A 25147-nucleotide genomic window follows, 5' to 3' on the forward strand; every position below is an offset into this window, starting at 1 on the left:
ATCCGCGTCCCCGCGCCGGTGACCCGCGACCGGCTCGATGTTCCGCGGGCCGCGCCGGCGATCTGCGACCGGCTCGACGTTCCGCGACCGTGCCTGGTGTTCGTGGTTCGTGCCTGGCGTGACTGGTTTCCGGGTCGGCGATCCGCGTCCCCGCGCCGGTGACCCGCGACCGGCTCGATGTTCCGCGGGCCGCGCCGGCGATCTGCGACCGGCTCGACGTTCCGCGACCGTGCCTGGCGTTCGTGGTTCGTGCCTGGCGCGACTGCGTCCCGCGCCGGTGATCCGCGACCCGCCCAACGCCCCCCGACCGCGCCCTTCGATTCCCGCCTGGTGCCCGGCATGACCGGCATCCCGTGCCCGGCGACCCACGTCCCGTGCCAGACGACTCACGGCCGGTGTCCCGCTCCCGCCGGTTATCCCACACCCCCGCCCCGACGGCCTACGGCCGGCTGAGCTGGCGTCGCGCGAACGCCAGTTTCTCCGGGTTGACCACGGCCCGCACGCCCACGACCAGCCCGTCGCGCACCTCGAACGCTGCCAGGCCGACGAGGGTGTCGCCCGACCAAGTGGCAAGCCCCGGCGCGCCGTTGACCTCGGTGACGGTGAACTCCAGGCCCACCGAGAACTTCGGGCCCCCGCCCGACAGGAACTGCGCGACCCTCGGCCCGCCCTCGATCGGCCACCGGGCCGCGGTGACCTTGCCGCCCCCGTCGCTCCACCAGGTCGCGTCGGCCGCGAGCAGCTTCTCCAGCCCGGCCAGGTCGCCCTCGCGGGCCGCCGTGATGAACGACGTGACCAGCTCCTCCTGCCGCTCGGACGCGGCCTCGAACCGGGCCTGCGGCTCGCCAACCCGCCGTACGGCCCGCCGGTACAGCTGGCGGCAGTTGGCCTCACTCAGATCCAGCACGCCGGCGATCTCCCGGTGCCCGTAGCCGAACGCCTCCCGCAGCACGTACACCGCCCGCTCGGCCGGCGTGAGCCGCTCCAGCAGCACCAGCATCGCCATCGAGACGGAGTCCCGCTGCTCGGCCGACTCCAGGGGGCCGAGCGTGCCGTCCGCGGTCACCACCGGCTCGGGCAGCCAGGTGCCGACGTACGTCTCGCGCCGGGCCCGCGCCGAGGTCAGCCGGTTGAGGCAGAGGTTGGTGACGACCTTGGCGAGCCAGGCCGCAGGATGCTCGATCTCCGCGCGGTCCGCGCCGCTGAAGCGCAGATAGGCGTCCTGGACCGCGTCCTCCGCCTCCTGCGCGGAACCCAACAGCCGGTAGGCGAGGGAGAACAGCCGGGGCCGGTGGGTCTCGAACTCCTCGGCGAGCGTGGTGGTCATACGCCTCACCCTGCCAGAAGACCGTCCGTGCGGCGTGGGAAGGCCCGACGGCGGGCAAGGGCCGTCGTCACCGCCGCCGGGCCGGTCTGCGAGGGATGCGCACGACCCTAGAAAGGACTAGACCACAGCGTCAATAGGTGTGTACCAACGCGAGGGCCCATCGAGCAAGGGGGAGCGCACGCACGGGAGTTGCCTCGCCCTGTCGCGCTCGGGAGGGGCGGTGACACGTTCTGTGAGGCACCCCACACCGCTCGCCCGTCTGGACGTCGATCAGGCGTGGCACACTGGCCTTGTATCAGCAGCAGCGCACTCCGGGGTCGGTGAAAGTCCGAACCGGCGGTTACAGTCCGCGACCCGGTCGCCTCCAGCGGCCGGTTGACCAGGTGAAATTCCTGGACCGACGGTTAAAGTCCGGATGGGAGGCAGTGCGCGGCGAGCGGGCATACGTGCGCGCCGCCCAAGAAGTCCGCCCTCCGGGCGGACTCCGTCCGGCGTCGTTCCCGGTGTCCTCGCTCGTAGATCTGTCGTCATCGACAGCCCCGGAGTCCGTGCCCGAAGAGGCAGGAGGACCCGGGAAGTGTTCACCGGAATCGTCGAAGAGCTGGGCGAGGTCACCGCCGTCGAGACCCTCGACGACGCCTGTCGCTTCCGCCTGCGAGGCCCCGTCGTCACCCAGGGCGCGAAACACGGCGACTCCATCGCCGTCAACGGCGTCTGCCTCACGGTCGTCGACCACGAGGGCGACGAGTTCACCGCCGACGTGATGGCGGAGACCCTCAACCGCTCCAGCCTCGGCGCGCTCAAGGCCGGCTCCCGCGTCAACCTCGAACGCCCCATGGCCGTCGGCGAACGCCTCGGCGGGCACATCGTGCAGGGCCATGTGGACGGCACTGGCGAGATCCTGGAGCGCAAGCCCTCCGACAACTGGGAGATCGTGAAGATCTCCCTCCCCGCGGACCTCACCCGGTACGTCGTCGAGAAGGGCTCCATCACCGTCGACGGCATCAGCCTCACCGTCGTCGACGCCGGCCCCGACTACTTCACGGTCAGCCTCATCCCCACCACCCTCGACCTGAGCACGCTCGGCCACAAGCAGCCCGGCGACCCGGTCAACCTAGAGGTGGACGTCATCGCCAAGTACGTCGAGCGGATGCTGGGCGACCGTGCGCAGGGGGCGGCCCAGTGAACTGGCTCAACTCCGAGGCCTTCACGCTCTTCGGCCAGCACATCAAGTGGTCGGACATGATCGGCAACGTGATCGGTCTGGTCGGCCTCGCCCTCGGCTGGCGGCGCTCGCTGTGGACCTGGCCCGCCCAGTTCGTCTCCGGCCTGGTCCTCTTCGCCGCCTTCGCCACCGCCCACCTCTCCGGCAGCGCAGGCAAGCAGATCGTCGTGATGCTCGTCGCCACGTACGGCTTCTGGCAGTGGAACCGCGGCCGGCAGCAGGCGCAGGACGGCTCCATCGCCGTACGGTTCGCGACCTGGCGCGAGCGCGGGGTGCTGGCCGGCGCCGCCGCCCTCGGCACCCTCGCGGTCGGCGGCCTGTTCACGGCCTTCCCGACCCTGTCCTGGGACCCCTGGCCGGACGCGTACATCTTCGTCGGCACGATCGTCGCGATGTACGCCCAGGCCCGCGGCATGGTCGAGTTCTGGTTCGCCTGGCTGCTGGTCGACCTGGTCGGCGTCCCGCTGAACTTCGCCAACGGCTTCGCCTTCTCCGGCTTCGTCTACGTCATCTACGGCGCGCTCGTCCTGTGGGGCCTGCGCGACTGGTGGCTGCGCTCCCGCGCGGCAGCGCAGCCCGCCCTGGAAGGAGCGCCGGCATGAGCACGGCACCGATCCTGTACGGCACCGACGGCTTCGAGGACCTCACGCTCGACCCGGTCGAGCAGGCCATCGCCGACATCGCGGCCGGCCGCCCGGTCGTGGTCGTCGACGACGAGGACCGGGAGAACGAGGGCGACCTCGTCATCGCCGCCGAGAAGGCGACCCCCGAGATCGTCGCCTTCATGATGAGCGAGTGCCGCGGTCTGATCTGCGCGCCCATGGAGGGCGACGAACTCGACCGGCTGCGCCTGCCGCAGATGGTCGAGGACAACACCGAGTCGATGAAGACGGCGTTCACGGTCTCCGTCGACGCCTCCGCCGCGCACGGCGTGGGCACCGGCATCTCGGCGGCCGACCGCGCCACCACCCTCCAGCTGCTCGCCGACGGCGCAGCCCAGCCCGACGACTTCGTCCGCCCCGGCCATGTCTTCCCGCTGCGCGCCCGGCCCGGCGGGGTCCTCACGCGCAACGGCCACACCGAGGCCGCCGTCGACCTCGCCCGCCTCGCGGGCCTGCGCCCGGCCGGCGCCATCGTCGAGATCGCCGGCGAGGACGGCACGATGCTGCGCCTGCCCGAGCTGATCCCCTTCGCCCGCAAGCACGGCCTGACGATCATCTCCATCGAGGACCTGATCGCCTACCGCCGCGGCAGCGAACCCACCGTCCGCCGCGAAGCCAGGACCCAACTGCCCACGGCTCACGGCACCTTCACGGCCTACGGCTACCGCTCCACCGTCGACGGCGTCGAGCACGTCGCCCTGGTGCACGGCGAGATCGGCGACGGCCAGGACGTCCTCGTCCGCGTCCACTCCGAATGCCTCACCGGCGACGTCTTCGGCTCCGCCCGCTGCGACTGCGGCCCCCAGCTGGACGCCTCGCTGGCCCGAATCCAGGCCGAGGGCCGCGGAGTCGTGGTCTACCTGCGCGGACACGAGGGCCGCGGCATCGGCCTGATGTCCAAGCTGCGCGCCTACGAACTCCAGGAGCGCGGCCGCGACACCCTCGACGCCAACCTCGAACTCGGCCTGCCCGCCGACGCCCGCGACTACGGCGCCGGAGCCCAGATCCTCGCCGACCTCGGCGTGCGCGGCGTCCGCCTGCTGACCAACAACCCCGACAAGACGGATGCGCTCACCCGCCACGGCATCGTGGTGAAGGCGCGCGTGCCGATGCCCGTGAGCGCCGGCGAGCACAACCTCCGCTACCTGCGCACCAAGCGGGACCGGATGGGCCACGACCTGCCCTGGCTGGACACGACCACCGTGCCGGCCTGCGGCAACCAGTAAGAGAGCACAGAGGGAGAGACGTGAGCGGCAAGGGTGCACCGGAGCTGTCCGTACGCAATGTGGGTGACCTCAGGGTCGCCGTCGTCGCGGCACAGTGGCACGAGAAGGTGATGGACGGTCTGGTCGACGGCGCCCTGCGCGCCCTGCACGACCTGGGCATCGACGAGCCGACCCTCCTCAGGGTCCCCGGCAGCTGGGAGCTCCCTGTCGTCGCCAAGGTCCTCGCGGGCCGCGGCTACGACGCGATCGTCGCCCTCGGCGTCGTCATCCGCGGCGGCACCCCCCACTTCGAGTACGTGTGCCAGGGCGTGACCCAGGGCCTCACCCAGGTCTCCGTCGACACCGGCGTCCCCGTCGGCTTCGGCGTGCTGACCTGCGACACGGAGGAGCAGGCCCTGGACCGCGCCGGCCTGGAGGGCTCCAACGAGGACAAGGGACACGAGGCGGTGACGGCGGCGGTGGCGACCGCGGCCACCCTCCGCTCAGTATCCGAACCCTGGCGCTGACGAAAGGCACCTGTGGCATAGGCTGAGCGTCACCATGTCCAAGAAGACGTTCGAGGAGCTCTTCACCGAGCTCCAGCACAAGGCCGCCCATGGCGACCCCGCCACTTCCCGCACCGCAGAACTGGTCGAGAAGGGCGTCCATGCCATCGGCAAGAAGGTCGTCGAAGAGGCCGCCGAGGTCTGGATGGCCGCCGAGCACGAGGGCAAGGAGGCGGCCGCCGAGGAGATCTCGCAGCTGCTGTACCACGTCCAGGTGATGATGATCGCCCGCGGCATCTCCCTCGACGACGTCTACGCCCACCTGTAAGCCGCCCCGTTCCCGTAAGACACCCACGCGAAGGAAGCCGACCTCATGCTGCGCATCGCCGTCCCCAACAAGGGTTCCCTGTCAGGCCCTGCGGCGGAGATGCTGCATGAGGCCGGCTACCAGCAGCGCAGGGAGTCCAAGGAACTGCGGATCGTCGACCCGACGAACGAGGTCGAGTTCTTCTACCTCCGCCCCCGCGACATCGCGATCTACGTCGCCTCCGGCCAGCTGGACATCGGCCTCACCGGCCGGGACCTGCTCATCGACTCCGGCGCCGACGCGGAGGAGATCCTCGCCCTCGGCTTCGCCCGCTCCACGTTCCGCTACGCCGGCAAGCCCGGCACCATCAGCGGCCTGGCGGACCTGGCGGGCAAGACCGTCGCCACCTCCTATGAGGGGATCGTCGCGGCCCACCTCGCCGAGCACGGCATCGACGCCTCCGTCGTCCACCTCGACGGCGCCGTCGAGACCGCCATCCAGCTCGGCGTCGCCCAGGTCATCGCGGACGTCGTCGAGACCGGCACCTCGCTGCGCAACGCGGGCCTTGAGGTCGTCGGCGAGCCGATCATGCAGTCCGAGGCCGTCGTGATCCGCCGCACCGGCGCGGACGGCGACGACCCCAAGGTGCAGCAGTTCCTGCGCCGCCTCCAGGGCGTCCTGGTCGCCCGGACGTACGTGATGATGGACTACGACTGCCGTGTCGAGCAGCTGGAGAAGGCCGTCGCCCTCACCCCAGGGCTGGAATCGCCGACCGTGTCCCCGCTGCACAACGAGGGCTGGGTCGCCGTCCGCGCGATGGTCCCGGCCAAGGAAGCGCAGCGGATCATGGACGACCTGTACGACATCGGCGCCCGGGCCATCCTGACCACGGCCATCCACGCCTGCCGTCTGTGAGGGGCGCGCACTGATGTCCGATCTGCCCACCCTGCCCGTCACCTTCCGGCCGGGCAGCACTCGTGCGGTGCTGCTCAGCGCGGCCGTCGCGATCCTCGTGGTGATCACGGCCGTCGCGATGCTGCTGGAGCAGCTCAGCCCCGCCGAGCGCCTCAGCTTCATCGTCACGGCGCTGTTGCTGGACGCGGTGCTGCTTCTGCTGGCGCGGCCCAAGGTCGTCGCCGACGAGTCCGGCGTCACTGTGGTCAACCTCACGAACAAGCGCCGGCTGGAATGGGCCGAGATCCTTCAGGTGACCCTCCGGCCGGGCGACCCCTGGGTGTTCCTCAACCTCAGCGACGGCACCAGCCTGCCCGCGCTGGGCATCCAGCCGGGCATCGCCCGGCAGCGCGCGATCGCCGACGCCCGTGCCCTGCGGGCGCTCGCCGAGGCGCGTTCCGTCGCGGACCCCGAGCGGCCTCAGGGCTGACTCGGGGGATCCTCACGGCGGCCACCACTGCCGCACCGGGCCGTGTCTTGATTAATCTGTTGGCGGAGGCGCGAACGGATGCGCCCCCGCCCCTGTTGCCCCGCCCGGTGCGCCAGGGGCTCCTGCTAACCGAGGAGTGACCCCCTCCGGCGATGGACGGATCGTCCTGCAGTACCTGCGCCGCCCCCTGCCGACATAGCGCGGACCGTGTCCGCGACCGTGCGGAGGCGGCGGCATCATGACCATCCCCCTGCTGCTTCTGGCAGCCGCGTTCCTGCTGATTCTGGCCAACGGATTCTTCGTGGCGGCCGAGTTCGGACTCGTGACGGTCGAGCGGCCGGAGGCCGAGAAGGCCGCCGCCGAGGGCGACCGGCGCGCCCACCGCGTGGTCGAGTCGCTCAAGGAGCTGTCCTTCCAGCTCTCCGGCACCCAGCTGGGCATCACCATCACCTCCCTCGTCGTCGGCATGCTCGCCGAACCGGCGCTCGCCGAGCTGCTGCACGGCCCGTTCACCTCGATCGGCGTCCCCGAGGGAGCCGTCTCCGGTGTCACGGTCGTCGTCGGCATGCTGCTGGCCTCCGCCGTGCAGATGGTGATCGGCGAGCTCCTGCCCAAGAACTGGGCGGTCTCCAGGCCGCTCCAGGTCGCGCGCTTCGTCGCCGGCCCGCAGCACGTCTTCGCACGCCTGTTCCGGCCGGTCATCGCCGGCCTCAATGCCGTCGCGAACCGACTCGTGCGCGCCCTGGGCATCGAGCCCGCCGAGGAGCTGGCCTCCGCCCGCACCCCCGGCGAGCTCGTCTCCCTCGCCCGCCACTCGGCCCGGGCCGGCGCCCTGGAACAGGACACGGCCGACCTCTTCGTGAGGACCCTGTCACTGGGCGAGCTGACCGCGCAGCACGTGATGACGCCGCGCGTGAAGGTCAGCGCCCTGCAGTCCTCGGCCACCGCCGAGGACGTGGTCAACCTGACCCGGGCCACCGGCCTGTCCCGCTTCCCCGTCTACCGGGAGAGGATCGACGAGGTCGTCGGCATGGTCCATCTCAAGGACGCCCTGGCGGTACCCGTGCAGGACCGGCTGCGCACCCCCGTCGGCCGCATCTGCCGCCCGGCGCTGCTCGTCCCCGAGACCCTGCCGGTACGGCCGCTGCTCGCCCGCCTGCGCAGCGAGCAGCCCATCGCGGTCGTCGTCGACGAGTACGGCGGGACGGCCGGTGTCGTCACGCTGGAAGACATCGTCGAGGAGATCGTCGGCGAGGTCCGCGACGAGCACGACGGACACGACCTGCCCGAGCTGGCCTCCGCGCCGCCGGAGGACGGCAGGCCCGCCTGGGACGTCGACGGCAGCTGCCGGGTCGACATCCTCCGGCGCATAGGCCTCGAGGTACCCGAAGGCCCGTACGAGACCGTCGCGGGCCTGATCGCCGATCTGCTGGGCCGTATCCCGGCCGTCGGCGACAAGGCGGAACTGCCCGGCTGGCGGCTGTCGGTACGCCAGGTCGGTCATTACCGCGCCGAGCGGGTGCGTCTGGTCAAAACGGCCCCTGTCGTCGTGATGGAGGCCGCCCGATGAGCGTGCTCCAACTGACCTTCGCCGCACTCCTGGTGCTTCTCAACGGCTTCTTCGTCGGTGCCGAGTTCGCGCTCGTCTCCGTACGGCGCAGCCAGATCGAACCCCTCGGCACCGCCCGTTCCCGGCAGGTCCTCTACGGCCTGGAGCGGCTGCCGCAGATGATGGCGGCGGCCCAGTTCGGCATCACGATCTGCTCCCTCACCCTCGGGGCGGTCGCCGAGCCGACCGTCGCGCACCTCCTGGAGCCGGTCTTCGAGTGGGTCCACCTGCCGCATGGCATGATCCACCCGCTGACCTACGTCATCGCCCTCGCCGTCGTCGTCTTCTTCCACCTCGTCATCGGCGAGATGGTCCCGAAGAACCTGGCGATGGCGGCCCCCGAGAAGGCCGCGCTGTGGCTCAGCCCCGGCCTGGTCTGGTTCGCCCGCTTCTGCAAGCCGATCACCGCCGCGCTCGGCGCCGTCTCCCAGGGCATCCTGCGGCTCTTCCACGTCGAGCCCAGGGACGAGGTCGAGGCCGTCTTCACCAGCGAGCAGCTCAACCGGCTCGTGGAGGACGCCGGCCAGGCGGGCCTGCTCGACCCAGAGGAGGCCGAAAGCCTGGAGGACGCCCTGGAGCTGGGTTCCCGCCCGGTGACGGACGTCCTGCTGAAACGCGAGTCACTGGTGACGGTCAGCCCGTCGGTCACCCCCGGCCGCATCGTCGAGCTCACCGCCCGCACCGGGTACTCGCGATTCCCGGTCGTCGCGGACAACGGTGCGTTCATGGGCTACCTGCACGTCAAGGACGTCCTCGACCTGGAGCACTCGGACCGGGCCGTACCGCAGCAGTTGTGGCGCTCCATGACGACGCTGCGGTCCGAGCTGCCGTTGGACGACGCGCTCACGGTGATGAGGCGGGCGGCGACGCATCTGGCCCAGGTGGCCGACGCGTCCGGGAAGGTGCTGGGGCTGGTCGCGCTGGAGGACGTGCTGGAGCTGCTGGTGGGGGAGGTGCGGGATCCCGCGCACCGGGAGGTGCGCGAGGTGAGGCTGACCGAGCCGAGGTCGGGCGAGGAGGTACTGGCGACGTAGCCGGGCGGGTGGGTGCGCGGCCCGGTGTAGCGGGGTGCCGCCGCGCCCACCCGTGTCGCCCTGGGGCACCTCCCAGGCCCTTGAGGCACTGGGGGAGGCACGACTGCCGGCAGTTGGGGGCCGCTACATGGCCGGTGGATCCTGCGGCCCCCGCCCGGACAGCACCTCTCCGTACGCCTGCATCAGATCCGGCAACCGCAGCGTCGCCAGGTCCTCCCTGCCCAGCACCCCGGGACAGACGGACAACCGAAGATCCCGGTACGCGCAGCTCTTCTCGTACAGAGTCCGCAGGAACCGCCCGTTGCCCAGCTCGTCGATCCACCCCTGGTCCACCACATGCCCGGCGATCGACCGCAGCTCGTCGAGGGCCTCCTCGTCCCACAGGTCGCCGTTCTCCGCCGCGAGCACCTTGCCGATCTCGGTGAGTTCGAGGGGCCGGTAGGAGGGGAAGTCGACGCGGGTGGTGAAGCGGGAGGACAGCCCGGGGTTGGCGGCGAGGAGGCGGTCCATGCCCTCGGGGTAGCCGGCCAGGATCACCACGAGGTGGTCGCGGTTGTCCTCCGCCCGCTTCAGCAGCACCTGGAGCGCCTCGTCGCCGTACGCGTCGCCCTTGCCGTAGCCCGAGTTGGACAGCGAGTACGCCTCGTCGACGAAGAGCACGCCCCCGAGCGCCGAGTCGATCAGTTCGTTCGCCTTCACGGCGGTCTGCCCGAGGTACTCGCCGACCAGGTCGGCCCGCTGGGCCTCCACGAGATGGTCGCCGCCGAGCAGGCCGAGCGCGTAGAACACGCGGCCGAGGATGCGGGCGACGGTGGTCTTGCCGGTGCCGGAGGGGCCGGAGAAGACGAAGTGGCGTTTCGGCGGCTGGACCGGCAGGCCCTGCCCGGCCCGGAGCCGGGCCATGTTCAGCTGTGCCGACAACGCCTTGACCTGGCGTTTCACCGGCTCCAGACCTACCATGCGCTCAAGCTCGGCGAGTGCCTCCTCGAGTAAAACCGGGTCGGTGGGCCCCGCGGGCAGCGATGGCGCCGGGCCGGTCCGTGAGCGCACCGAGGGGTCGGTCACCGGCGGCAGGGGAGCGGAGACGGGCGGTGCGGGATCGGGCAGTCTCAGGTCACGGCCCTCGGTGCCGAAGAGCGGGTCGAATCCCTCCGGTCCGTCCACGGCGTCCTGGCCGGCGCCGGTGAGGGTGATCGCCGCGAGGTCTGTGGCCTCGTCGTAGCCGTCGCCCTCGGCGATCGCGGCGAGCCGGGCCGCGGTGTCCATGAAGGCGGGGTCGACCCGGTGCACCGCCCGGTACAGGGGGAGCGCGGCGGCGCTGCGGCCGGTGCCCTCGTGCGCCCTGGCCAGCCAGTAACGCAGTTCCTTGCGCTGGGGCTGCTCGCTGCGGCAGCGCATCAGCGCGGCGGACAGCAGTGGTTCGGCCTGCCCGTACATCTCCAGGCGGACCCGGGCCATGCCGCCGAACAGGCCCGCCTCGATGCCGAGCATCGGGTCGTCGAGGAGCGGGTCGGTGTGGCGGACCAGCTGCTCCCAGTCCTTGACCAGATAGGCGCGGCAGGCGTGCAGGAAACGGACCTGGGCGTCGGTGTCCACCGGCGGCAGCCCGGCAAGGGCGCGGTCCAGCTCGGGGACGTGGCGGCCGTCCAGCCAGTGGGAGGCGTGCGCGAGCAGCAGATCCCGGGGGCTCTCCAGTACGGGCTGCACCCACCAGCCCAGCCAGTACCAGGAGTTGAGGGCGCGACGGTAGCGGGTGCGCTGCTCGCCGAAGCGGTCCCGGTGGCGGAACATCCTGAGCAGTGCGGTCGTCGTGTCGACGCGCAGCGCGTGCAGCCCGAGCCAGGCGTCGGCCATCCCGGAGTCCATGCGCACGGCGGCGCGGAACTCCTCCTCCGCCTGCGGATAGGCGCCCATGGTGTAGGCGTCCACGCCTCGCAGCCAGGCGAGATCGGCCGGGGCCTGTGGGCCCTGCGTGCCGAAGTCCATCACGTCCCCCACGAACCGTGCCCCCGTCGGTATGCCAACGAGCCGTCCCCCGGTCGGCTTCCCTGCTCGAACCGCTGTGCCACGGACCGGAGTTGCAAGGTGTGCGAAGCAACCGTCCGTAGGTCGCAACGAGGGCATCGTACCCGCGCGGGCGGCGCCTCCGTAGGGTGCCGCACGAGGCGTTCGGCGAGGTGGGAGCGGATGCGGCACACTCCCGCACGGTGACCCAGGGTGAGCACATGGCGCCGCGCGGCGCCCGGAAAACCGGAAGAAGACAGAACGAAGCCCCCGATCACGGGGGAACAACCGGGGGCTTCGCGTCTGTGGGCGGCTTCGAATGGCCGCACATTGAGAACGTAAGTCCTGTACGGGCCCCCGGTCAAGCGGAGTTGATGCACTCCGGCAACTTGTCCCGCAAGGCCCTTCACAGGTTCAGCACACTGCGGGCGGCTCGTCACCGTGCGTGAGGGGCTGGTTCGGTCCAACAGTCCCAGCAGGTCCCGGAACCACCTCAAACCCCTTCTCTCGCTGGCGTACCAGGAGGTCGGCGAACGGCCGCGAGGGGTCGCCGGCGAAATGCCGGCGTTCCGCCGGTACCCATGCGTCCCAGAACTCCCGCTGCTCCTCCCCGTCCCGGGACCGTCCTCGCGCCCAGGCCTCCTCACGGGGCAGCTCCATCCACAGCAGCAGGGCCAGGTGGGGCCGCAGCGCCCGGCGTCCCGCGCCCACGCCCTCGACGAGAACCACAGGAGCGGGTGGCAGGGGGCGCGGCGCACCGAAGCGGCGGGCTCGCCAGTCGTAGGGGGCGTAGCGCGCGGTCCGGCCCTGGGTCAAGGGCGCGATCACCTGGTCCAGCAGGCGTCCGGTCCAGTCGAACAGTTCGTCGTGGGTGGCGATGTCGTCGAGGCGCAGCACCGGCGCGCCGCCCAGCGCCACGGCCAGCTGCCCGGCGAACGTGGTCTTTCCGGAGCCGGCGTGCCCGTCGACGCCGACGAGACGGACCGGGCCGCAGGAGGGCGTAAGGCGGCGGATCCGGGAGGCCAGGTCGCGGACGGCGGGGCCCGGTGGGGGGCGGAAGGTCGGATTCATCTCGCGCAGCACTCTAACGACGGTGTCCACGGCGCCTGTCAGTGGTCGACGCCAATATTGGCGGGCGTGGCGCGGGCCGAAGTGCTGGCGGGGCTCGGCGGGCTGTGCTCCTATGTGGCGCATACATGTGTGCTGGCGCCCCATGTGGTGCCTACGCGTGTGCGACCGACCGTGCAATGGACCTGCCCCGCCCCTGCCCGACTCCGACTTCCGGGGGTCCCGCCATGCGCAGAGCCGAACAGCCGTCCCGCAGAACCGTCCTGGCCGCCGCGGTCGCCGCCGCCGTCACGGCAGGCGCGGGCCCGGCGACCGCCGACACCGAGGAGCCCATGACGACCGACACCGCAGAGCCCGCCCGCGTGGTCCCGGCCCGGACCGTGGACAACCGGGCCTGGACCTCCTACGGCGACTGGAGTGGCGGCACCGCCCGGGGCACCCGCGCCGTCGCGGGCGCCCGCCCGGGCGTGGTGATCGCGAAGCCCGCCGGAACCACCGGCTACACGGACCCGCACACCGGCACCACCGCCCGCTGGGAGTACGGCACCTGGACGTCCCCGGCCCACCGGCTCACCGTCCCCGCGACGGAGGCGATCGTCTCCTGGAACGCGCACACCCCGTCCGGTACCTGGCTCCAGACGGAGATCAAGGCCACCTACACCGACGGCACCAGCACTCCCTGGTACGTGATGGGCCGCTGGGCGGCCGGCGACCAGGACATCCGGCGCACCTCGGTCGACGACCAGAGCGACGGCAAGAGCACCGTCTGGACCGACACCCTGGCGATCGACGACCCGTCGACGGGCCTGCGCCTCGCCTCGTACCGGCTGCGCCTCACCCTCTACCGCACGCCCGGCACCAAGGCCACGCCCACGGTGTGGCGGCTCGGCGCGATGGGCTCCGACGTTCCCGACCGGTTCACCGTTCCGGCGTCCGCGCCCGGCCTCGCCGGGGAGCTGGCCGTCCCGCGGTACTCGCAGGAGATCCACAAGGGCCAGTACCCCGAGTACGACAGCGGCGGCGAGGCCTGGTGCAGCCCGACGTCCTCCCAGATGGTCATCGAGTACTGGGGCGGCCGGCTCACCCCGGAGCAACTGGCCTGGGTGGATCCGTCGTACGCCGATCCCCAGGTGTGCCACGCGGCCCGCTTCACCTACGACTACCAGTACGCCGGCTGCGGCAACTGGCCCTTCAACGCCGCCTACGCGGCCACGTTCAAGGACCTCCAGGGCGTGGTCACCCGGCTCGGCTCGCTCACCGACCTGGAGACGCTGATCGCGGCCGGCATCCCGGCCATCACGTCCCAGTCCTTCCTGAAGGAGGAGCTGAGCGGCGCCGGGTACGGCACCGCCGGGCACCTGATGACCGTCATCGGCTTCACCGCCGACGGCGACGTGATCGCCAACGATCCCTTCTCGGAGTCCAACGAGGCCGTGCGGCGCGTCTACCGGCGGCGGGAGTGGGAGAACATCTGGCTGCGGACCAAGCGGTACAACGCCTCCGGCAAGGTCGTCTCCGGCACCGGCGGCGTCTGCTACCTGTACTTCCCGGCCCGCCCGACCGCGGCCCAGCGCAAGGCGCTGACGGCCGTGGGTGTGCGCGTGTGACCAACCTCTCGGCCACGAAAGCCGCTCCCGATGGCAAAGTGGACTGGCCCTCCGAGGAACCGATCCTCGGGGGAGTCCGTCCGCATCACGAATCAGCGAGAATTCATGACCGCTCACTCAGCCACCGCAGCCGGCGTCCGCACCGGCGGTCCTCAGGACGACGGCCCGAAGATCGTCGAGCATGTCGCGGGCTGGACCCTCGTCGTGGTCGTCGCGATGCTCGTGACCCAGCTCGGGCTGCTGTGACCCGACGCGTGGTGCTGTGACCTGACCCACGACCCTGCTCTGCGGCCTGCCATACTGCGGATGTCCCGCCGCCGCCCGTTGGAACCAGGGTCGAAATTGAATATCAGTCAACAGCCTGCCGTGCGTCCCAGAGCCCGCGGCACCGAGCGCTCGCTGGCGCGCCGTGCCGAACTCATCGCGATCGGGCGGAGGTTGTTCGCCGACACGTCCTACGACGCCCTGTCGATGGACGACATCGCCCGGCAGGCGCACGTCGCCAAGGGGCTGATCTACTACTACTTCCAGTCCAAGCGCGGCTACTACCTGGCCATCATCCAGGACTCGGTCACCGACCTGGTCACCCTGGCGGCGAGCGGACACGAACTGCCCCCGGTCGACCGCGTCCAGCGCACCATCGACCTCTATCTGCGCTACGCCGAGCACAACCAGGCCGCGTACCGCACCATCGTCAGCGGCGGCGTCGGCTTCGACACCGAGGTGCACGCCATCCGAGACGGCGTCCGCGAGGCCATCGTCGCCACCATCGCCGAGGGGGCGTACGGCCGCGTCGACATCACCCCGCTGGCGCGCATGGGCCTGCTCGCCTGGGTGTGCGGTGTCGAGGGCACCACCCTCGAATGGATCGACCGCCCCGAACTGCCCCGCGAGACCATGTGCGACCTGTTGGTGAAGGGGCTCGGCGGCGCCCTGCGCGCGATCGAGGAACTCGACCCCGGCTACCCGGCCCCGCAGGCCGCCCGCCAGGGCGCATGAGCGGGGGGCGGAGGGATCCGTCACGGCCCCTCCGCCCCCGGTCGACCAGGCCTACTTGATGGCCTTGATCAGCTCACCGTTCGCCGTGTCGCCGCTCAGCTCCCAGAAGAACGTGCCGCCCAGCCCCTGCTGGTTCTTGTAGTTCATCTTGGTCGCGATGGTCGCCGGCGTGTCATAACTCCACCAGTCGCTGCCGCACTTGGCGTACGCCGTGCCGGCCACCGTCCCCGTCGCCGGGCACTTGGCTTTCAGCACCTTGTAGTCGTCGATGCCCTGCTCGTACGTGCCCGCCGCCGGGCCGGTCGCGGTGCCGCCGGGCGCCGACTGGGTGACGCCGGTCCAGCCGCGGCCGTAGAAGCCGATCCCGAGCAGCAGCTTGGAGGCGGGGATGCCGAGACCCTTGAGCTTCGCGATGGTCGCCGAGCTGTGGTTGTCCGCCTTCGGTATGCCGGAGTACGAGGTCAGCGGGGAGTGCGGGGCCGTCGGTCCGGCGGCGTCCCAGGCGCCGAAGTAGTCGTACGTCATCGGGTTGTACCAGTCGACGTACGGGGCGGCGCCCGCGTAGTCCGCCGCGTCGATCTTGCCGCCCGGGGTGGCGTCGGCGGTGATCGCCGCGGTGACGAGGTTCTTCGGACCGAACTTGGCGCGCAGCGCCTGCATGAGGTTCTTGAAGGCCGCCGTGCCGCTGGTGTCGCAGGTGGCGCCGCAGGCGTTGGGGTACTCCCAGTCGATGTCGATGCCGTCGAAGACGTCGGCCCACTTGGAGTTCTCGACCAGGTCGTAGCAGGACTGCGCGAAGGCGGCCGGGTTCTTCGCGGCCTCGCCGAAGCCGCCGGACCAGGTCCAGCCGCCGAAGGACCACAGCACCCTGAGGTTCGGGTGCTTCCGCTTCAGCTCGCGCAGCTGGTTGAAGTTGCCGCGCAGCGGCTGGTCCCAGGTGTCGGCCTTGCCGTCGACGGACTCGGCGGCGGTGTAGGTCCGGTCGGTGGCGGCGTAGGCGTCGCCCATCGCGCACTTGCCGCCGGTGACATTGCCGAAGGCGTAGTTGATGTGCGTGAGCTTGGCCGCCGAGCCCGACGTCTCGATGTTCTTGACGTAGTACTTGCGGTCGTAGGTGCCCCATTCGGTGAAGTACCCGATGACCTTGGAGCCGGCGGCCCTGACCTGGGGAGCGGCCTTCGTACCGGCGGCGGCCTCCTGAGCCGGGGCCGCCGCCGTCGCGGTGGAGATGCCCGCGCCGGCGAGCAGGCCGGCGCCGAGAACGGCACAACAGGCCGCTGTCACGACGGCCCGGAATCGGGAGCGTTGGGGGTTGTGCATCCGGTGTCTCCTCGGGGGAGAGGGGAGCGCGCGCCGATTGGCATGAACGCGGTGAATCGGTGGTGCGAAACAGTAGGAGGACTAGACCAGTCAGGTCAATGGTTCGGACCAATTTCGCTCGCCGTGGCACACTCGGGTATTTCTTGAAGTAAGCGGTCGTTAACTGGTGACGGGATGCCTCTGATCGGGCATACTCACAGCGCAGAGCCGCTGGTCAGCAGCTTCCGAGACCCGGGGCTGCAAGCATCGGCCAGGCACCAGAACGACCCGGCGGCGCCGCCCCCACCCACGGGCCCGTCCGCCAGTGCCCGACAGGGAGGAGAGCGTCGCCATGCCCGACCGCGCCCCGCAGCCGGTGGACCGGCAACTGCCCACGGAGGAGGCCCGGGACCTGATCTCGCTCGTCCGCGACATCGCGCAGCAGGAGATCGTCCCGAAGGCGGCCGAGGAGGAGGACGCCGGCCGCTTCCCGCGCGAGCTGTTCACCCTGCTCTCGCGCTCCGGCCTGCTCGGCTTGCCGTACGACTCCGAGTACGGCGGCGGCGACCAGCCCTACGAGGTCTACCTCCAGGTCCTGGAAGAACTCGCCGCGGCCCGCCTCACCGTCGGCCTCGGCGTGAGCGTGCACTCCCTCGCCTCCTACGCGCTCGCCGCCTACGGCACGAAGGAGCAGCAGGTCGAGCACCTGCCCGCGATGCTCGGCGGCGGCATGCTCGGTGCCTACTGCCTCTCCGAGCCGCACTCCGGCTCGGACGCGGCCGCCCTGCGCACCAGGGCGGTGCGCGACGGCGACGCCTGGGTGATCACCGGCACCAAGGCCTGGATCACGCACGGCGGGATCGCCGACTTCTACACGGTCATGGCGCGCACCGGCGAGGAGGGCCCGCGCGGGATCACCGCGTTCCTGGTGCCCGGCGACGCGCGGGGGCTGAGCGCCGCACCGCCCGAGAAGAAGATGGGCATGAAGGGCTCACCCACCGCCCAGGTCCACTTCGACGGCGTACGCGTCGGTGACGAACGGCGTATCGGTGAGGAGGGGCAGGGTCTTGCGATCGCCCTGTCCGCGCTCGACTCGGGGCGGCTCGGCATCGCGGCGTGCGCGATCGGCGTGGCGCAGGCGGCGCTCGACGAGGCGCTGGCGTACGCGACCGAGAGGCGCCAGTTCGGCAAGCCGATCGCCGACTTCCAGGGGCTGCGCTTCATGCTCGCCGACATGGCGACGCAGATCGAGGCGGGCCGCGCGCTCTACCTGGCGGCGGCGCGTCTGCGGGACGCGGGCCGGCCGTTCGCCCAGCAGGCGGCCATGGCCAAACTGCACTGCACGGACACGGCGATGCGGGTCACCACCGACGCCGTGCAGATCCTCGGCGGCTACGGCTACACCGCGGACTTCCCGGCGGAGCGCTACATGCGCGAGGCGAAGGTGCTGCAGATCGTCGAGGGCACCAACCAGATCCAGCGGATGGTCATCGCCCGCCATCTCGTGGGTCCAGGGGGACGCTGAACTGGTCGAGGCCCCGCCAGGGCGCCGAGAGCCGCATCCACTCCGGGTCGTGCCGGCCCGGGAGCGTGCGGCCGCGCTCGGCCCAGGCCTGCATCAGGTCACGGTAGATCGGCGGGTCCTGATAGTGCGGCCCGGCAGGCCGAACCGATTCTGCGGGCGGCGGGACGAACAGGAGGCGTTGACGCCCGGTCGCTGAGGAGATGGGGGTCATGCCCGGGCAACGCGGAAGAGGCCGGACAGGTCACCCCAGGGCGGAATCGGGCGTGCGTTCAGAGGCCCAGGGGTGCCCGGTTCCGGAGCCGGGTCTGGGTCCTGGAATCGGGCCCCGGGCCTGGATCCGGACGCACTGATCCCGCACCACGGCGGACTGCGAGCCGTGGTGCGGGGCAGTCACTGGGACGAGGCGAGCGGGCGAAGAGGGCCCGCGCTCAGGCCGCTTGGCGGCGCATGACGGCGACCCTGATGGGGCGTGAGCCCGGGCCGCCGACGTGCGAGAAGGGCTGGGTCCGCCAGTCGAGGCCCTGAGGGAGCGTCAACAGCAGGGCGGTGTCCTGCTCCTGAGGTTCGACGGACTCGTCAGCGGGGCGGGCATCCGTGGCCGCGCGGCCGGTTCCGGCACAGACCGTGAGTCCGAACGGGTTCCACGGCGAGGCGCACAGCGCGTGCTCCGGCAGGACCTCCTCGTCCGCCAGGAGGGCGATGGGCTGAGCGCAGTCCGGGCAGATGACCCGGTACATCTCGAACGTGTCGTAGGCGTCGAGTTCGTCGTCGAAGGTGTCGGGTTCGACGCCCTCCGGCTCGGGCTCGACGACGAGCTGCTGCCGCTTGGGTGCGGTGCGACCTGGGCGCTTAAGACTCTGCATTGGGTTCTCCCCCTCGGGCTGGGCCGTATCAGGCACTGCGGCCTCGACCACAGCAAGCACTTCCCGTCCCCCCTGGGCGGTAATCACGACAACATTACGGAGACTGTTCGAGGCCTGTGGCGTTCGTCACATGCCGCACGCAGGTGCCCACCGCGGCCGGTTTGTCCCCCCGGGCGGCTGACAGTCGCCGCCGGCCGGATCACGAACCGGGCATGCCCCGGGCCGCTCAGGTATCGGAGGAGATCAACCGCACTGTAGGTTCTAGCGCCATGGAGGAGCTGGACCGACAGATCGTGCAGCTGCTCGTCAAGGACGGGCGGATGAGCTACACCGACCTGGGCAAGGCCACAGGCCTGTCCACGTCGGCCGTGCACCAGCGGGTGCGCCGGCTGGAACAGCGTGGCGTCATCCGCGGCTATGCCGCGGTCGTCGACCCGGAGGCCGTCGGTCTGCCCATGACCGCGTTCATCTCGGTCAAGCCCTTCGACCCCAGCGCACCCGACGACATCGCGGACCGCCTCGCGGACGTGCCCGAGATCGAGGCGTGCCACAGCGTCGCGGGCGACGAGAACTACATCCTCAAGGTGCGGGTCGCCACGCCGCACGAGCTGGAGGAACTGCTCGCGCGGGTGCGGTCGTTGGCCGGCGTGTCCACACGGACGACGGTGGTGCTGTCCACGCCCTACGAGGCCCGGCCGCCGCGGATCTGATCGCCGGGCCTCCCCTTTCGGCCGTCGGGGTCACCCCTGGTCGAAAGCGGTCGGAGTGAGGCGCGAGACTGGTCCTCATGAGTGAGTCCAGTGCCCCGCCGAAGACCGTCCTGCTCCGTCGCGGAGAGGTTCACAGTCCTGCCGATCCGTTCGCGACCGCGATGGTCGTGGAGCGGGGACAGGTCGCCTGGGTCGGTTCGGAGGGAGCCGCCGACGCCTTCGCGGACGGGGTCGACGAGGTGATCGACCTGGACGGGGCGCTGGTCACCCCGGCGTTCACGGACGCCCATGTGCACACCACTGCCACCGGCCTCGCGCTCACCGGCCTCGACCTGTCCGCCGCCCCCTCCCTCGAGGCCGCCCTGGCCCTCGTACGGGACTTCGCCGCCGCCCGGCCGCACGACCGTGTGCTGCTCGGGCACGGCTGGGACACCGCCCGCTGGCCCGGCGGCCGTCCCCCGACGCGTGCCGAACTCGACGAGGCGACCGGACACCGGCCCCTCTACCTCAGCCGGATCGACGTCCACTCCGCGGTCGTCACCACGGCCCTGCTCGACATGGTCCCGGGCATGCCCCGCGCGGACGGGCCCCTCACCGCCGATGCCCACCACGCCGTCCGCGCCGCCGCGTTCGCGGCCGTGACGCCCCGCCAGCGCACCGACGCCCAGCGCGCCGCCCTCGCGCACGCCGCCTCGCTCGGCATCGGCACGATCCACGAGTGCGGCGGCCCGGAGATCTCCTCCGAAAACGACTTCACCGGCCTGCTGCGCCTCGCCGCCGAGGAGCCCGGTCCGCGGGTCGTCGGCTACTGGGCCGAGGAGGACGTCACCAAGGCCCGGGAACTGGGCGCGGCCGGCGCCGCGGGCGACCTGTTCGCCGACGGCTCCATCGGCTCGCACACGGCCTGCGTGCACCAGCCGTACGCCGACGCCGACCACACCGGCCGGGCCTATCTGGACACCGCCGCCGTCGCCGCCCACGTCGTGGCCTGTACCGAGGCGGGCATCCAGGCCGGCTTCCACGCCATCGGCGACGCCGCGGTGGACTCCGTGGCCGAGGGTGTGCGGGCCGCCGCCGAGAAGCTCGGTCTCGCCCGCGTCCGGGCCGCCCGTCACCGGATCGAGCACGCCGAGATGCTCACGCCCGAGACCGTCGCGGCCTTCGCCGAGCTCGGTCTCACCGCCTCCGTCCAGCCCGCCTTCGACGCCCTGTGGGGCGGCGAGGACGGCATGTACGCGCAGCGGCTGGGGGTGGAGCGGGCCCGTACGCTGAACCCCTACGCGGCGCTGCTGCGCGCCGGTGTGCCGCTCGCCTTCGGCTCCGACAGCCCGGTCACGCCCCTCGACCCCTGGGGTACGGTGCGCGCCGCCGCCTTCCACCGCACGCCGGAGCACCGCATCTCCGTGCGCGCCGCGTTCACGGCGCACACGCGCGGCGGCTGGCGGGCCGTCGGACGGGACGACGCGGGAGTCCTGGTGCCGGGCGCGCCCGCCGACTACGCGGTGTGGCGCACCGGCGAACTCGTGGTCCAGGCCCCGGACGACCGGGTCGCGCGCTGGTCGACCGATCCCCGCTCCGGCACCCCGGGACTGCCCGACCTGACCCCGGGCCGTGACCTGCCCGTCTGCCTGCGGACCGTGGTGGGCGGACACACGGTGTTCGTACGGCCGGGCGAGTGATCTACGGGGGTGGCGCGCATGCGATCGTGCGCCGCGCCCCCCGGGTACGACCTGCGTATCCTCCGCGCTGACCAGGGCTTTACCGGACGATGCGCAGGTCAAACGGCTGTTGACAGGCGGCCGCGGGGGGCCGGTAGGTTCGGCCGGGTCCACCACCGGACGCCCGACCGGGGAACGTCCGCCCACTCGCCGCAGCGCCGCCGGGTCAGGGACGGTGTGCCGCACCGGGGCACCGCCACTGGGAGCCAGGCTCAGGCCGGCGCAGCGCCGAGGGAACGTTCCGGCCGGTCGGGGAGGTGTGACCCCGGGTGGGGCCCGGGCGCTCAGTAGACAACGGCTTTCGGTCGATTCGCAGCCGGCGGATCCCAGGTCGGCCCGAAGGGCGCCGGGCCCCCATCCGCCGTACGGTCGCGCCCGGAGGCGCACTCTTACCCGCGTCTTGCGGATTCGACACCACCATTCGAACGTCCTGTCACGTCACCGCAGGCCGGGCCCACTATGGTGGACCCCTGCGTACGGACATGAAGGGGCATCAGTGAACGACGGCGACGGAACCCTCGCGGCAGGAGCCCAGGGGAGGAAGTTCGGCCCGCTCGGCACGGCCTTGGTGATCATCCCGACCTACAACGAGGCGGAGAACATCAAGAGCATCGTCGGCCGGGTGCGCGAGGCCGTCCCCGAGGCGCACGTCCTCGTGGCCGACGACAACAGCCCGGACGGCACGGGCAAGCTGGCCGACGAGCTGACCGCCGACGACGACCACGTCCACGTGCTGCACCGCAAGGGCAAGGAAGGCCTGGGCGCCGCCTACCTCGCGGGCTTCCGCTGGGGCCTGGAGCGCGACTACGGCGTGCTGGTCGAGATGGACGCCGACGGCTCCCACCAGCCCGAGGAACTGCCCCGTCTGCTCACCGCCCTGAAGAGCGCCGACCTGGTGCTCGGCTCGCGCTGGGTGCCCGGCGGCCGGGTGGTCAACTGGCCGAAGTCCCGCGAGGTGATCTCCCGCGGCGGCAGCCTCTACTCCCGGCTCGCGCTCGACCTGCCGCTGCGCGACATCACCGGCGGCTACCGCGCCTTCCGCCGGGAGACCCTGGAGGGCCTCGGCCTCGACGAGGTCGCCTCGCAGGGATACTGCTTCCAGGTCGACCTCGCCCGCCGCGCGGTCAGGGCCGGCTATCACGTCGTGGAGGTGCCCATCACCTTCGTCGAGCGTGAACACGGCGACTCCAAGATGAGCCGCGACATCCTCGTCGAGGCGCTGTGGCGGGTCACGGCGTGGGGCGTGGGGGAGCGGGTCGGCAAGGTCACGGGACGCGGCGGCAAGCCGTCGAAGCCGTAGCGGACACCCCGCGCCCTCTCCTCGCCCGCCGCTCGCGGAAAACACCTGATCGGGGCCTTATCCCGCGCTGAGCCGGGCCCAGGCACACTGGAGACATGACGACTGGCGCTCAGACCCCCGGTAATCCCGCACGGCCCCGGCGCTCCCGGCTGCGTACGTTCCTGCCGCTGGGGCTCGCCGCCTGGCTCGTCCTGGAGATCTGGCTGCTCATGATGGTCGCGGGGGCGTCGAGCGGGCTGGTGGTGTTCCTCGTCCTGGTGGCGGGGTTCGTCCTCGGCTCGGTCGTCATCAAGCGGGCCGGCCGGCGGGCCTTCCGTAACCTCTCGGAGACGCTGCAACAGCAGCAGAGCGGCGTGATGCCCGCGTCGGTCAGGCCGAACAGCGAGGGCAACGGCCTGATGATGCTGGGCGGGCTGCTGCTGATGATCCCCGGCCTGGTGACGGACGCGGTGGGTCTGCTCCTGCTGCTGCCCCCGGTCCAGAAGGCCGTGAGCCGCACCGCGGAGCGCACCTTCGAGCGCAAGCTCCGCGAGGCCGACCCGGGCAGCCTGGGCGGCGCCTTCCAGCAGGCACGTATGCACCGCCCCGACGGCAAGGTCGTCCAGGGCGAGGTCATCAGGGACGGCAGGGGCGACGCGCCGCGGGAGCCACGCCCGCCGCTGACGCACTGACCCGCGAGACTGCGGCCGCATACCGACCGCAAGATCGCATGACAAAAACCGCGGGCGCCATACTTCACGTACGGCGCCCGCGGTCCTTGACGCGCTGTAACTTTCGGCCAGGCCCCGGAGGGACTTACGCCGACTTGCGGCTGTCTCGGGGATGAACCGCGATGTTCATCGCCCCGGAGCGCAGAACCGCCAGGCGCTCCTCGAGGACCTCTTCGAGTTCCTCACGGGTGCGCCGCTCCATCAGCATGTCCCAATGCGTACGCGCGGGCTTGGCCTTCTTCTCTTCAGGGCCATCGCCGTCCACGAGGAGTGCCTGGGCCCCACAGACCTTGCACTCCCACTCCGGCGGGATCTCCGCCTCGACCGAGAAGGGCATCTCAAACCGGTGCCCCTTCTCGCATGCGTACTCCACGGCCTGGCGCGGGGCCAGGTCGATGCCGCGGTCCGTCTCGTAGCTGGTCACCACGAGGCGCGTGCCGCGAAGAGCTCGCTCACTCATGAATCGTGCCTCCCGGGCTTGTCGCCCACAGGACAGGTGTCGCTGTCGTCGTCATCCGGTCAACGTCCGGTCGGCGGTAAAGATTCCCGTTCCGAGTCCCGTTCCGGGTCATGCGTCGCCGTCGTAGCCGCCCTTGTTGTACCCACCAGCGCCCGGTTTGTCACATCTGCTAGCAGATGTAACCCAGCGTTTCGGCATCTTTGACGCGCAGTAACGGTACGCCTGGCAGGCCAAACGCGTACACTACAGCCCTTTCGCGCTGAGTGCTAAATCCTGTCAGGAACCGGATTCCCCGCTTCTTCGATCGCACGCCGCACCGGAACCCGCGCGAGCAGGGCGAACCCGATGACGAAGAAGCCCACCAGCGAGATGATCGCGTCCCGGTAACTCCCGGTCAGCTGATAAGTGAGCCCGAACAGCAGTGGCCCGAGCCAGCTCATTCCGCGGTCGCTCATCTCGTACGCGGAGAAGTATTCGGCCTCCTTGCCGGGCGGGACGAGATGGGAGAACAGGGACCGGGACAGTGCCTGACTGCCGCCGAGGACCAGGCCGATGCCGGCGGCCAGGACGAAGAACCACGCGGGTGCCCCGGCCGGCAGGAAGAACCCGGCCGCCAGCGTCACCGTCCACGCCACCAGCGAGCCGAGGATCGTGCGCTTGGCCCCGTAGGTCCGGGCCAGCCTGCCCATCGTCAGCGCTCCCACCACCGCCAGCACCTGCACCAGCAGCACGGCGCCGATCAGAGTGGACTGCCCGAGGCCGAGTTCCTCGGAGCCGTAGACCGAGGCCTGGGAGATCACCGTCTGGATGCCATCGTTGTAGACGAGGTACGCGAGCAGGAAAGCGAGGGTCAGCGGGTGCCGGCGCATGTCGCGGACGGTCGCCGCGAGCTGCCGGAACCCGGGAAGGGGTGCCTCCCGCGCGGTGGACCTGCGATCGCGCAGCCGGGTCAGCGGGATGAGGGAGAACGCGCCCCACCACAGGCCGGCCGAGGCCAGGCAGATGCGGACCGCCGTGCTCTCGGAGACGCCGAAGCCGTCGTGCCCGGTGTAGAGGACCAGGTTGACGACGAGAACCAGCGAGCCCGCCGCGTAGCCGAAGGCCCAGCCGCGGGAGGAGACCGCGTCCCGCTGCTCGGGCGGGGCGATCTGCGGCAGGTAGGAGTTGTAGAGCATCATCGCCACGGACTGCGCGGCGTTCGCGACGATCAGGAGCGCCCCGCCGAGCAGGTAGCGGTCGCCGTCCAGGAAGAACATCGCCGTCGTGGCCGTGGCCCCCAGGTAGGCGGCGGTGGCGAGCAGGGGCTTCTTGCGGCCGGTGCGGTCGGCGGCGGCGCCCACCAGGGGCATCACCAGCACGGCCACGATCACCGACAGGGACACCGAGTACGCGAAGAAGGACCCGGCGCGCACCGGGATCCCCAGAGGGTGGACGTACCCGTCGGCATCGGCCGCCGACTCGGCGACCGACGTCAGATAGGGGCCCAGGAACACGGTGAGCACGCTCGTCGAATAGACGGAGCAGGCCCAGTCGTAGAAGTACCAGCCGCGCTGCTCGCGCCTGAGTCCCGCGGCCCCGTCGGCCGCCTCCGGACGCGCGGTGTCGGTGCCCACCCGTGCCCTCGC

The 25147-nt window shown here is 71.3% G+C and carries 24 protein-coding genes and 1 riboswitch; of the genes, 17 read left to right on the forward strand and 7 right to left on the reverse strand.

What is annotated here, in order from left to right:
* Positions 1-439: 439 nt before the first annotated feature.
* Positions 440-1327, reverse strand: a complete 888-nt coding sequence (locus tag AC07F0_RS33635) for an RNA polymerase sigma-70 factor (RefSeq protein WP_478983725.1) — start codon at positions 1325-1327, stop codon at positions 440-442.
* Between the two features lie 302 nt (positions 1328-1629).
* Positions 1630-1760: riboswitch (FMN riboswitch) on the forward strand.
* Positions 1761-1904: 144 nt separating this feature from the next.
* On the opposite strand from AC07F0_RS33635, the gene AC07F0_RS33640 reads away from it, so the two are divergent.
* The 9 genes from AC07F0_RS33640 (at position 1905) to AC07F0_RS33680 (ending at position 9259) form a co-directional block, all read left to right on the forward strand.
* Positions 1905-2513: a riboflavin synthase gene (locus AC07F0_RS33640; protein WP_478983726.1), complete on the forward strand. Its 609-nt coding sequence runs from the start codon at positions 1905-1907 to the stop codon at positions 2511-2513.
* On the forward strand, positions 2510-3154 hold the full coding sequence (locus tag AC07F0_RS33645; protein WP_478983727.1) for a nicotinamide mononucleotide transporter family protein: 645 nt from the start codon (positions 2510-2512) through the stop codon (positions 3152-3154). The genes AC07F0_RS33640 and AC07F0_RS33645 overlap by 4 nt, the downstream gene beginning before the upstream one ends.
* A complete protein-coding gene (locus AC07F0_RS33650) occupies positions 3151-4440 on the forward strand; it encodes a bifunctional 3,4-dihydroxy-2-butanone-4-phosphate synthase/GTP cyclohydrolase II (protein WP_436726012.1) in 1290 nt (429 codons plus the stop codon). Before AC07F0_RS33645 ends, AC07F0_RS33650 begins: the two co-directional genes overlap by 4 nt.
* 20 nt (positions 4441-4460) lie before the next feature.
* Positions 4461-4946, forward strand: a complete 486-nt coding sequence (ribH, locus tag AC07F0_RS33655) for a 6,7-dimethyl-8-ribityllumazine synthase (protein WP_356578558.1) — start codon at positions 4461-4463, stop codon at positions 4944-4946.
* 34 nt (positions 4947-4980) lie between these two features.
* Positions 4981-5253 carry a phosphoribosyl-ATP diphosphatase gene (locus AC07F0_RS33660; RefSeq protein ID WP_436726013.1) on the forward strand — a complete coding sequence of 91 codons (273 nt, stop codon included), beginning with the start codon at positions 4981-4983 and terminating at the stop codon, positions 5251-5253.
* A gap of 45 nt (positions 5254-5298) precedes the next feature.
* The gene (hisG, locus tag AC07F0_RS33665) at positions 5299-6147 is read left to right on the forward strand and encodes an ATP phosphoribosyltransferase (protein ID WP_020273518.1); all 849 of its coding nucleotides are present in this window, start codon (positions 5299-5301) and stop codon (positions 6145-6147) included.
* 13 nt (positions 6148-6160) lie between these two features.
* A complete protein-coding gene (locus AC07F0_RS33670; RefSeq protein ID WP_478983728.1) occupies positions 6161-6616 on the forward strand; it encodes a PH domain-containing protein in 456 nt (151 codons plus the stop codon).
* Positions 6617-6854: 238 nt separating this feature from the next.
* The gene (locus AC07F0_RS33675) at positions 6855-8186 is read left to right on the forward strand and encodes a hemolysin family protein (RefSeq protein ID WP_478983729.1); all 1332 of its coding nucleotides are present in this window, start codon (positions 6855-6857) and stop codon (positions 8184-8186) included.
* Positions 8183-9259 carry a hemolysin family protein gene (locus tag AC07F0_RS33680; RefSeq protein WP_478983730.1) on the forward strand — a complete coding sequence of 359 codons (1077 nt, stop codon included), beginning with the start codon at positions 8183-8185 and terminating at the stop codon, positions 9257-9259. Before AC07F0_RS33675 ends, AC07F0_RS33680 begins: the two co-directional genes overlap by 4 nt.
* Positions 9260-9382: 123 nt before the next feature.
* On the opposite strand, the gene AC07F0_RS33685 is transcribed toward AC07F0_RS33680, so the two are convergent.
* Positions 9383-11245 carry an AAA family ATPase gene (locus AC07F0_RS33685; protein ID WP_478983770.1) on the reverse strand — a complete coding sequence of 621 codons (1863 nt, stop codon included), beginning with the start codon at positions 11243-11245 and terminating at the stop codon, positions 9383-9385.
* A 432-nt stretch (positions 11246-11677) separates the two neighbouring features.
* Entirely contained in the window at positions 11678-12334 is a 657-nt protein-coding gene (locus AC07F0_RS33690; protein ID WP_478983731.1) for a uridine kinase family protein, read from the reverse strand.
* Between the two features lie 224 nt (positions 12335-12558).
* Here AC07F0_RS33690 and AC07F0_RS33695 point away from each other — a divergent pair, with 224 nt between their 5' ends.
* The 3 genes from AC07F0_RS33695 (at position 12559) to AC07F0_RS33705 (ending at position 14937) form a co-directional block, all read left to right on the forward strand.
* Positions 12559-13938 carry a peptidase C39 family protein gene (locus AC07F0_RS33695; RefSeq protein ID WP_478983732.1) on the forward strand — a complete coding sequence of 460 codons (1380 nt, stop codon included), beginning with the start codon at positions 12559-12561 and terminating at the stop codon, positions 13936-13938.
* A gap of 105 nt (positions 13939-14043) precedes the next feature.
* Positions 14044-14184: an SCO1431 family membrane protein gene (locus AC07F0_RS33700; RefSeq protein WP_355856427.1), complete on the forward strand. Its 141-nt coding sequence runs from the start codon at positions 14044-14046 to the stop codon at positions 14182-14184.
* 96 nt (positions 14185-14280) lie between these two features.
* A complete protein-coding gene (locus tag AC07F0_RS33705; RefSeq protein ID WP_478983733.1) occupies positions 14281-14937 on the forward strand; it encodes a TetR/AcrR family transcriptional regulator in 657 nt (218 codons plus the stop codon).
* A gap of 51 nt (positions 14938-14988) precedes the next feature.
* Here AC07F0_RS33705 and AC07F0_RS33710 read toward each other — a convergent pair whose 3' ends face one another.
* Positions 14989-16257 carry a glycoside hydrolase family 18 protein gene (locus AC07F0_RS33710; RefSeq protein WP_478983734.1) on the reverse strand — a complete coding sequence of 423 codons (1269 nt, stop codon included), beginning with the start codon at positions 16255-16257 and terminating at the stop codon, positions 14989-14991.
* A 331-nt stretch (positions 16258-16588) separates the two neighbouring features.
* Here AC07F0_RS33710 and AC07F0_RS33715 point away from each other — a divergent pair, with 331 nt between their 5' ends.
* Entirely contained in the window at positions 16589-17761 is a 1173-nt protein-coding gene (locus AC07F0_RS33715; RefSeq protein ID WP_478983735.1) for an acyl-CoA dehydrogenase family protein, read from the forward strand.
* Between the two features lie 428 nt (positions 17762-18189).
* On the opposite strand, the gene AC07F0_RS33720 is transcribed toward AC07F0_RS33715, so the two are convergent.
* Positions 18190-18624 (reverse strand): hypothetical protein, encoded by a 435-nt coding sequence (locus AC07F0_RS33720; protein ID WP_478983736.1) that lies wholly within the window; start codon positions 18622-18624, stop codon positions 18190-18192.
* Positions 18625-18893: 269 nt separating this feature from the next.
* On the opposite strand from AC07F0_RS33720, the gene AC07F0_RS33725 reads away from it, so the two are divergent.
* From AC07F0_RS33725 to fxsA, 4 genes are all read left to right on the forward strand, one after another.
* A complete protein-coding gene (locus tag AC07F0_RS33725) occupies positions 18894-19334 on the forward strand; it encodes an Lrp/AsnC family transcriptional regulator (RefSeq protein ID WP_010046337.1) in 441 nt (146 codons plus the stop codon).
* A 77-nt stretch (positions 19335-19411) separates the two neighbouring features.
* Positions 19412-21013, forward strand: a complete 1602-nt coding sequence (locus AC07F0_RS33730; protein ID WP_478983737.1) for an amidohydrolase — start codon at positions 19412-19414, stop codon at positions 21011-21013.
* A gap of 535 nt (positions 21014-21548) precedes the next feature.
* Positions 21549-22352, forward strand: coding sequence for a polyprenol monophosphomannose synthase (locus AC07F0_RS33735; protein ID WP_478983738.1), 804 nt, complete (start codon positions 21549-21551; stop codon positions 22350-22352).
* Between the two features lie 95 nt (positions 22353-22447).
* On the forward strand, positions 22448-23023 hold the full coding sequence (gene fxsA, locus AC07F0_RS33740) for an FxsA family membrane protein (RefSeq protein WP_478983739.1): 576 nt from the start codon (positions 22448-22450) through the stop codon (positions 23021-23023).
* 124 nt (positions 23024-23147) lie between these two features.
* Here the strand turns inward: fxsA and AC07F0_RS33745 are convergent, their stop codons facing one another.
* Positions 23148-23522, reverse strand: coding sequence for an RNA polymerase-binding protein RbpA (locus AC07F0_RS33745; RefSeq protein ID WP_003977404.1), 375 nt, complete (start codon positions 23520-23522; stop codon positions 23148-23150).
* Between the two features lie 266 nt (positions 23523-23788).
* Positions 23789-25135, reverse strand: coding sequence for an MFS transporter (locus AC07F0_RS33750; protein WP_478983740.1), 1347 nt, complete (start codon positions 25133-25135; stop codon positions 23789-23791).
* Positions 25136-25147: the final 12 nt, after the last annotated feature.

It is taken from the genome of Streptomyces sp. NPDC045955 (genome assembly GCF_056430805.1).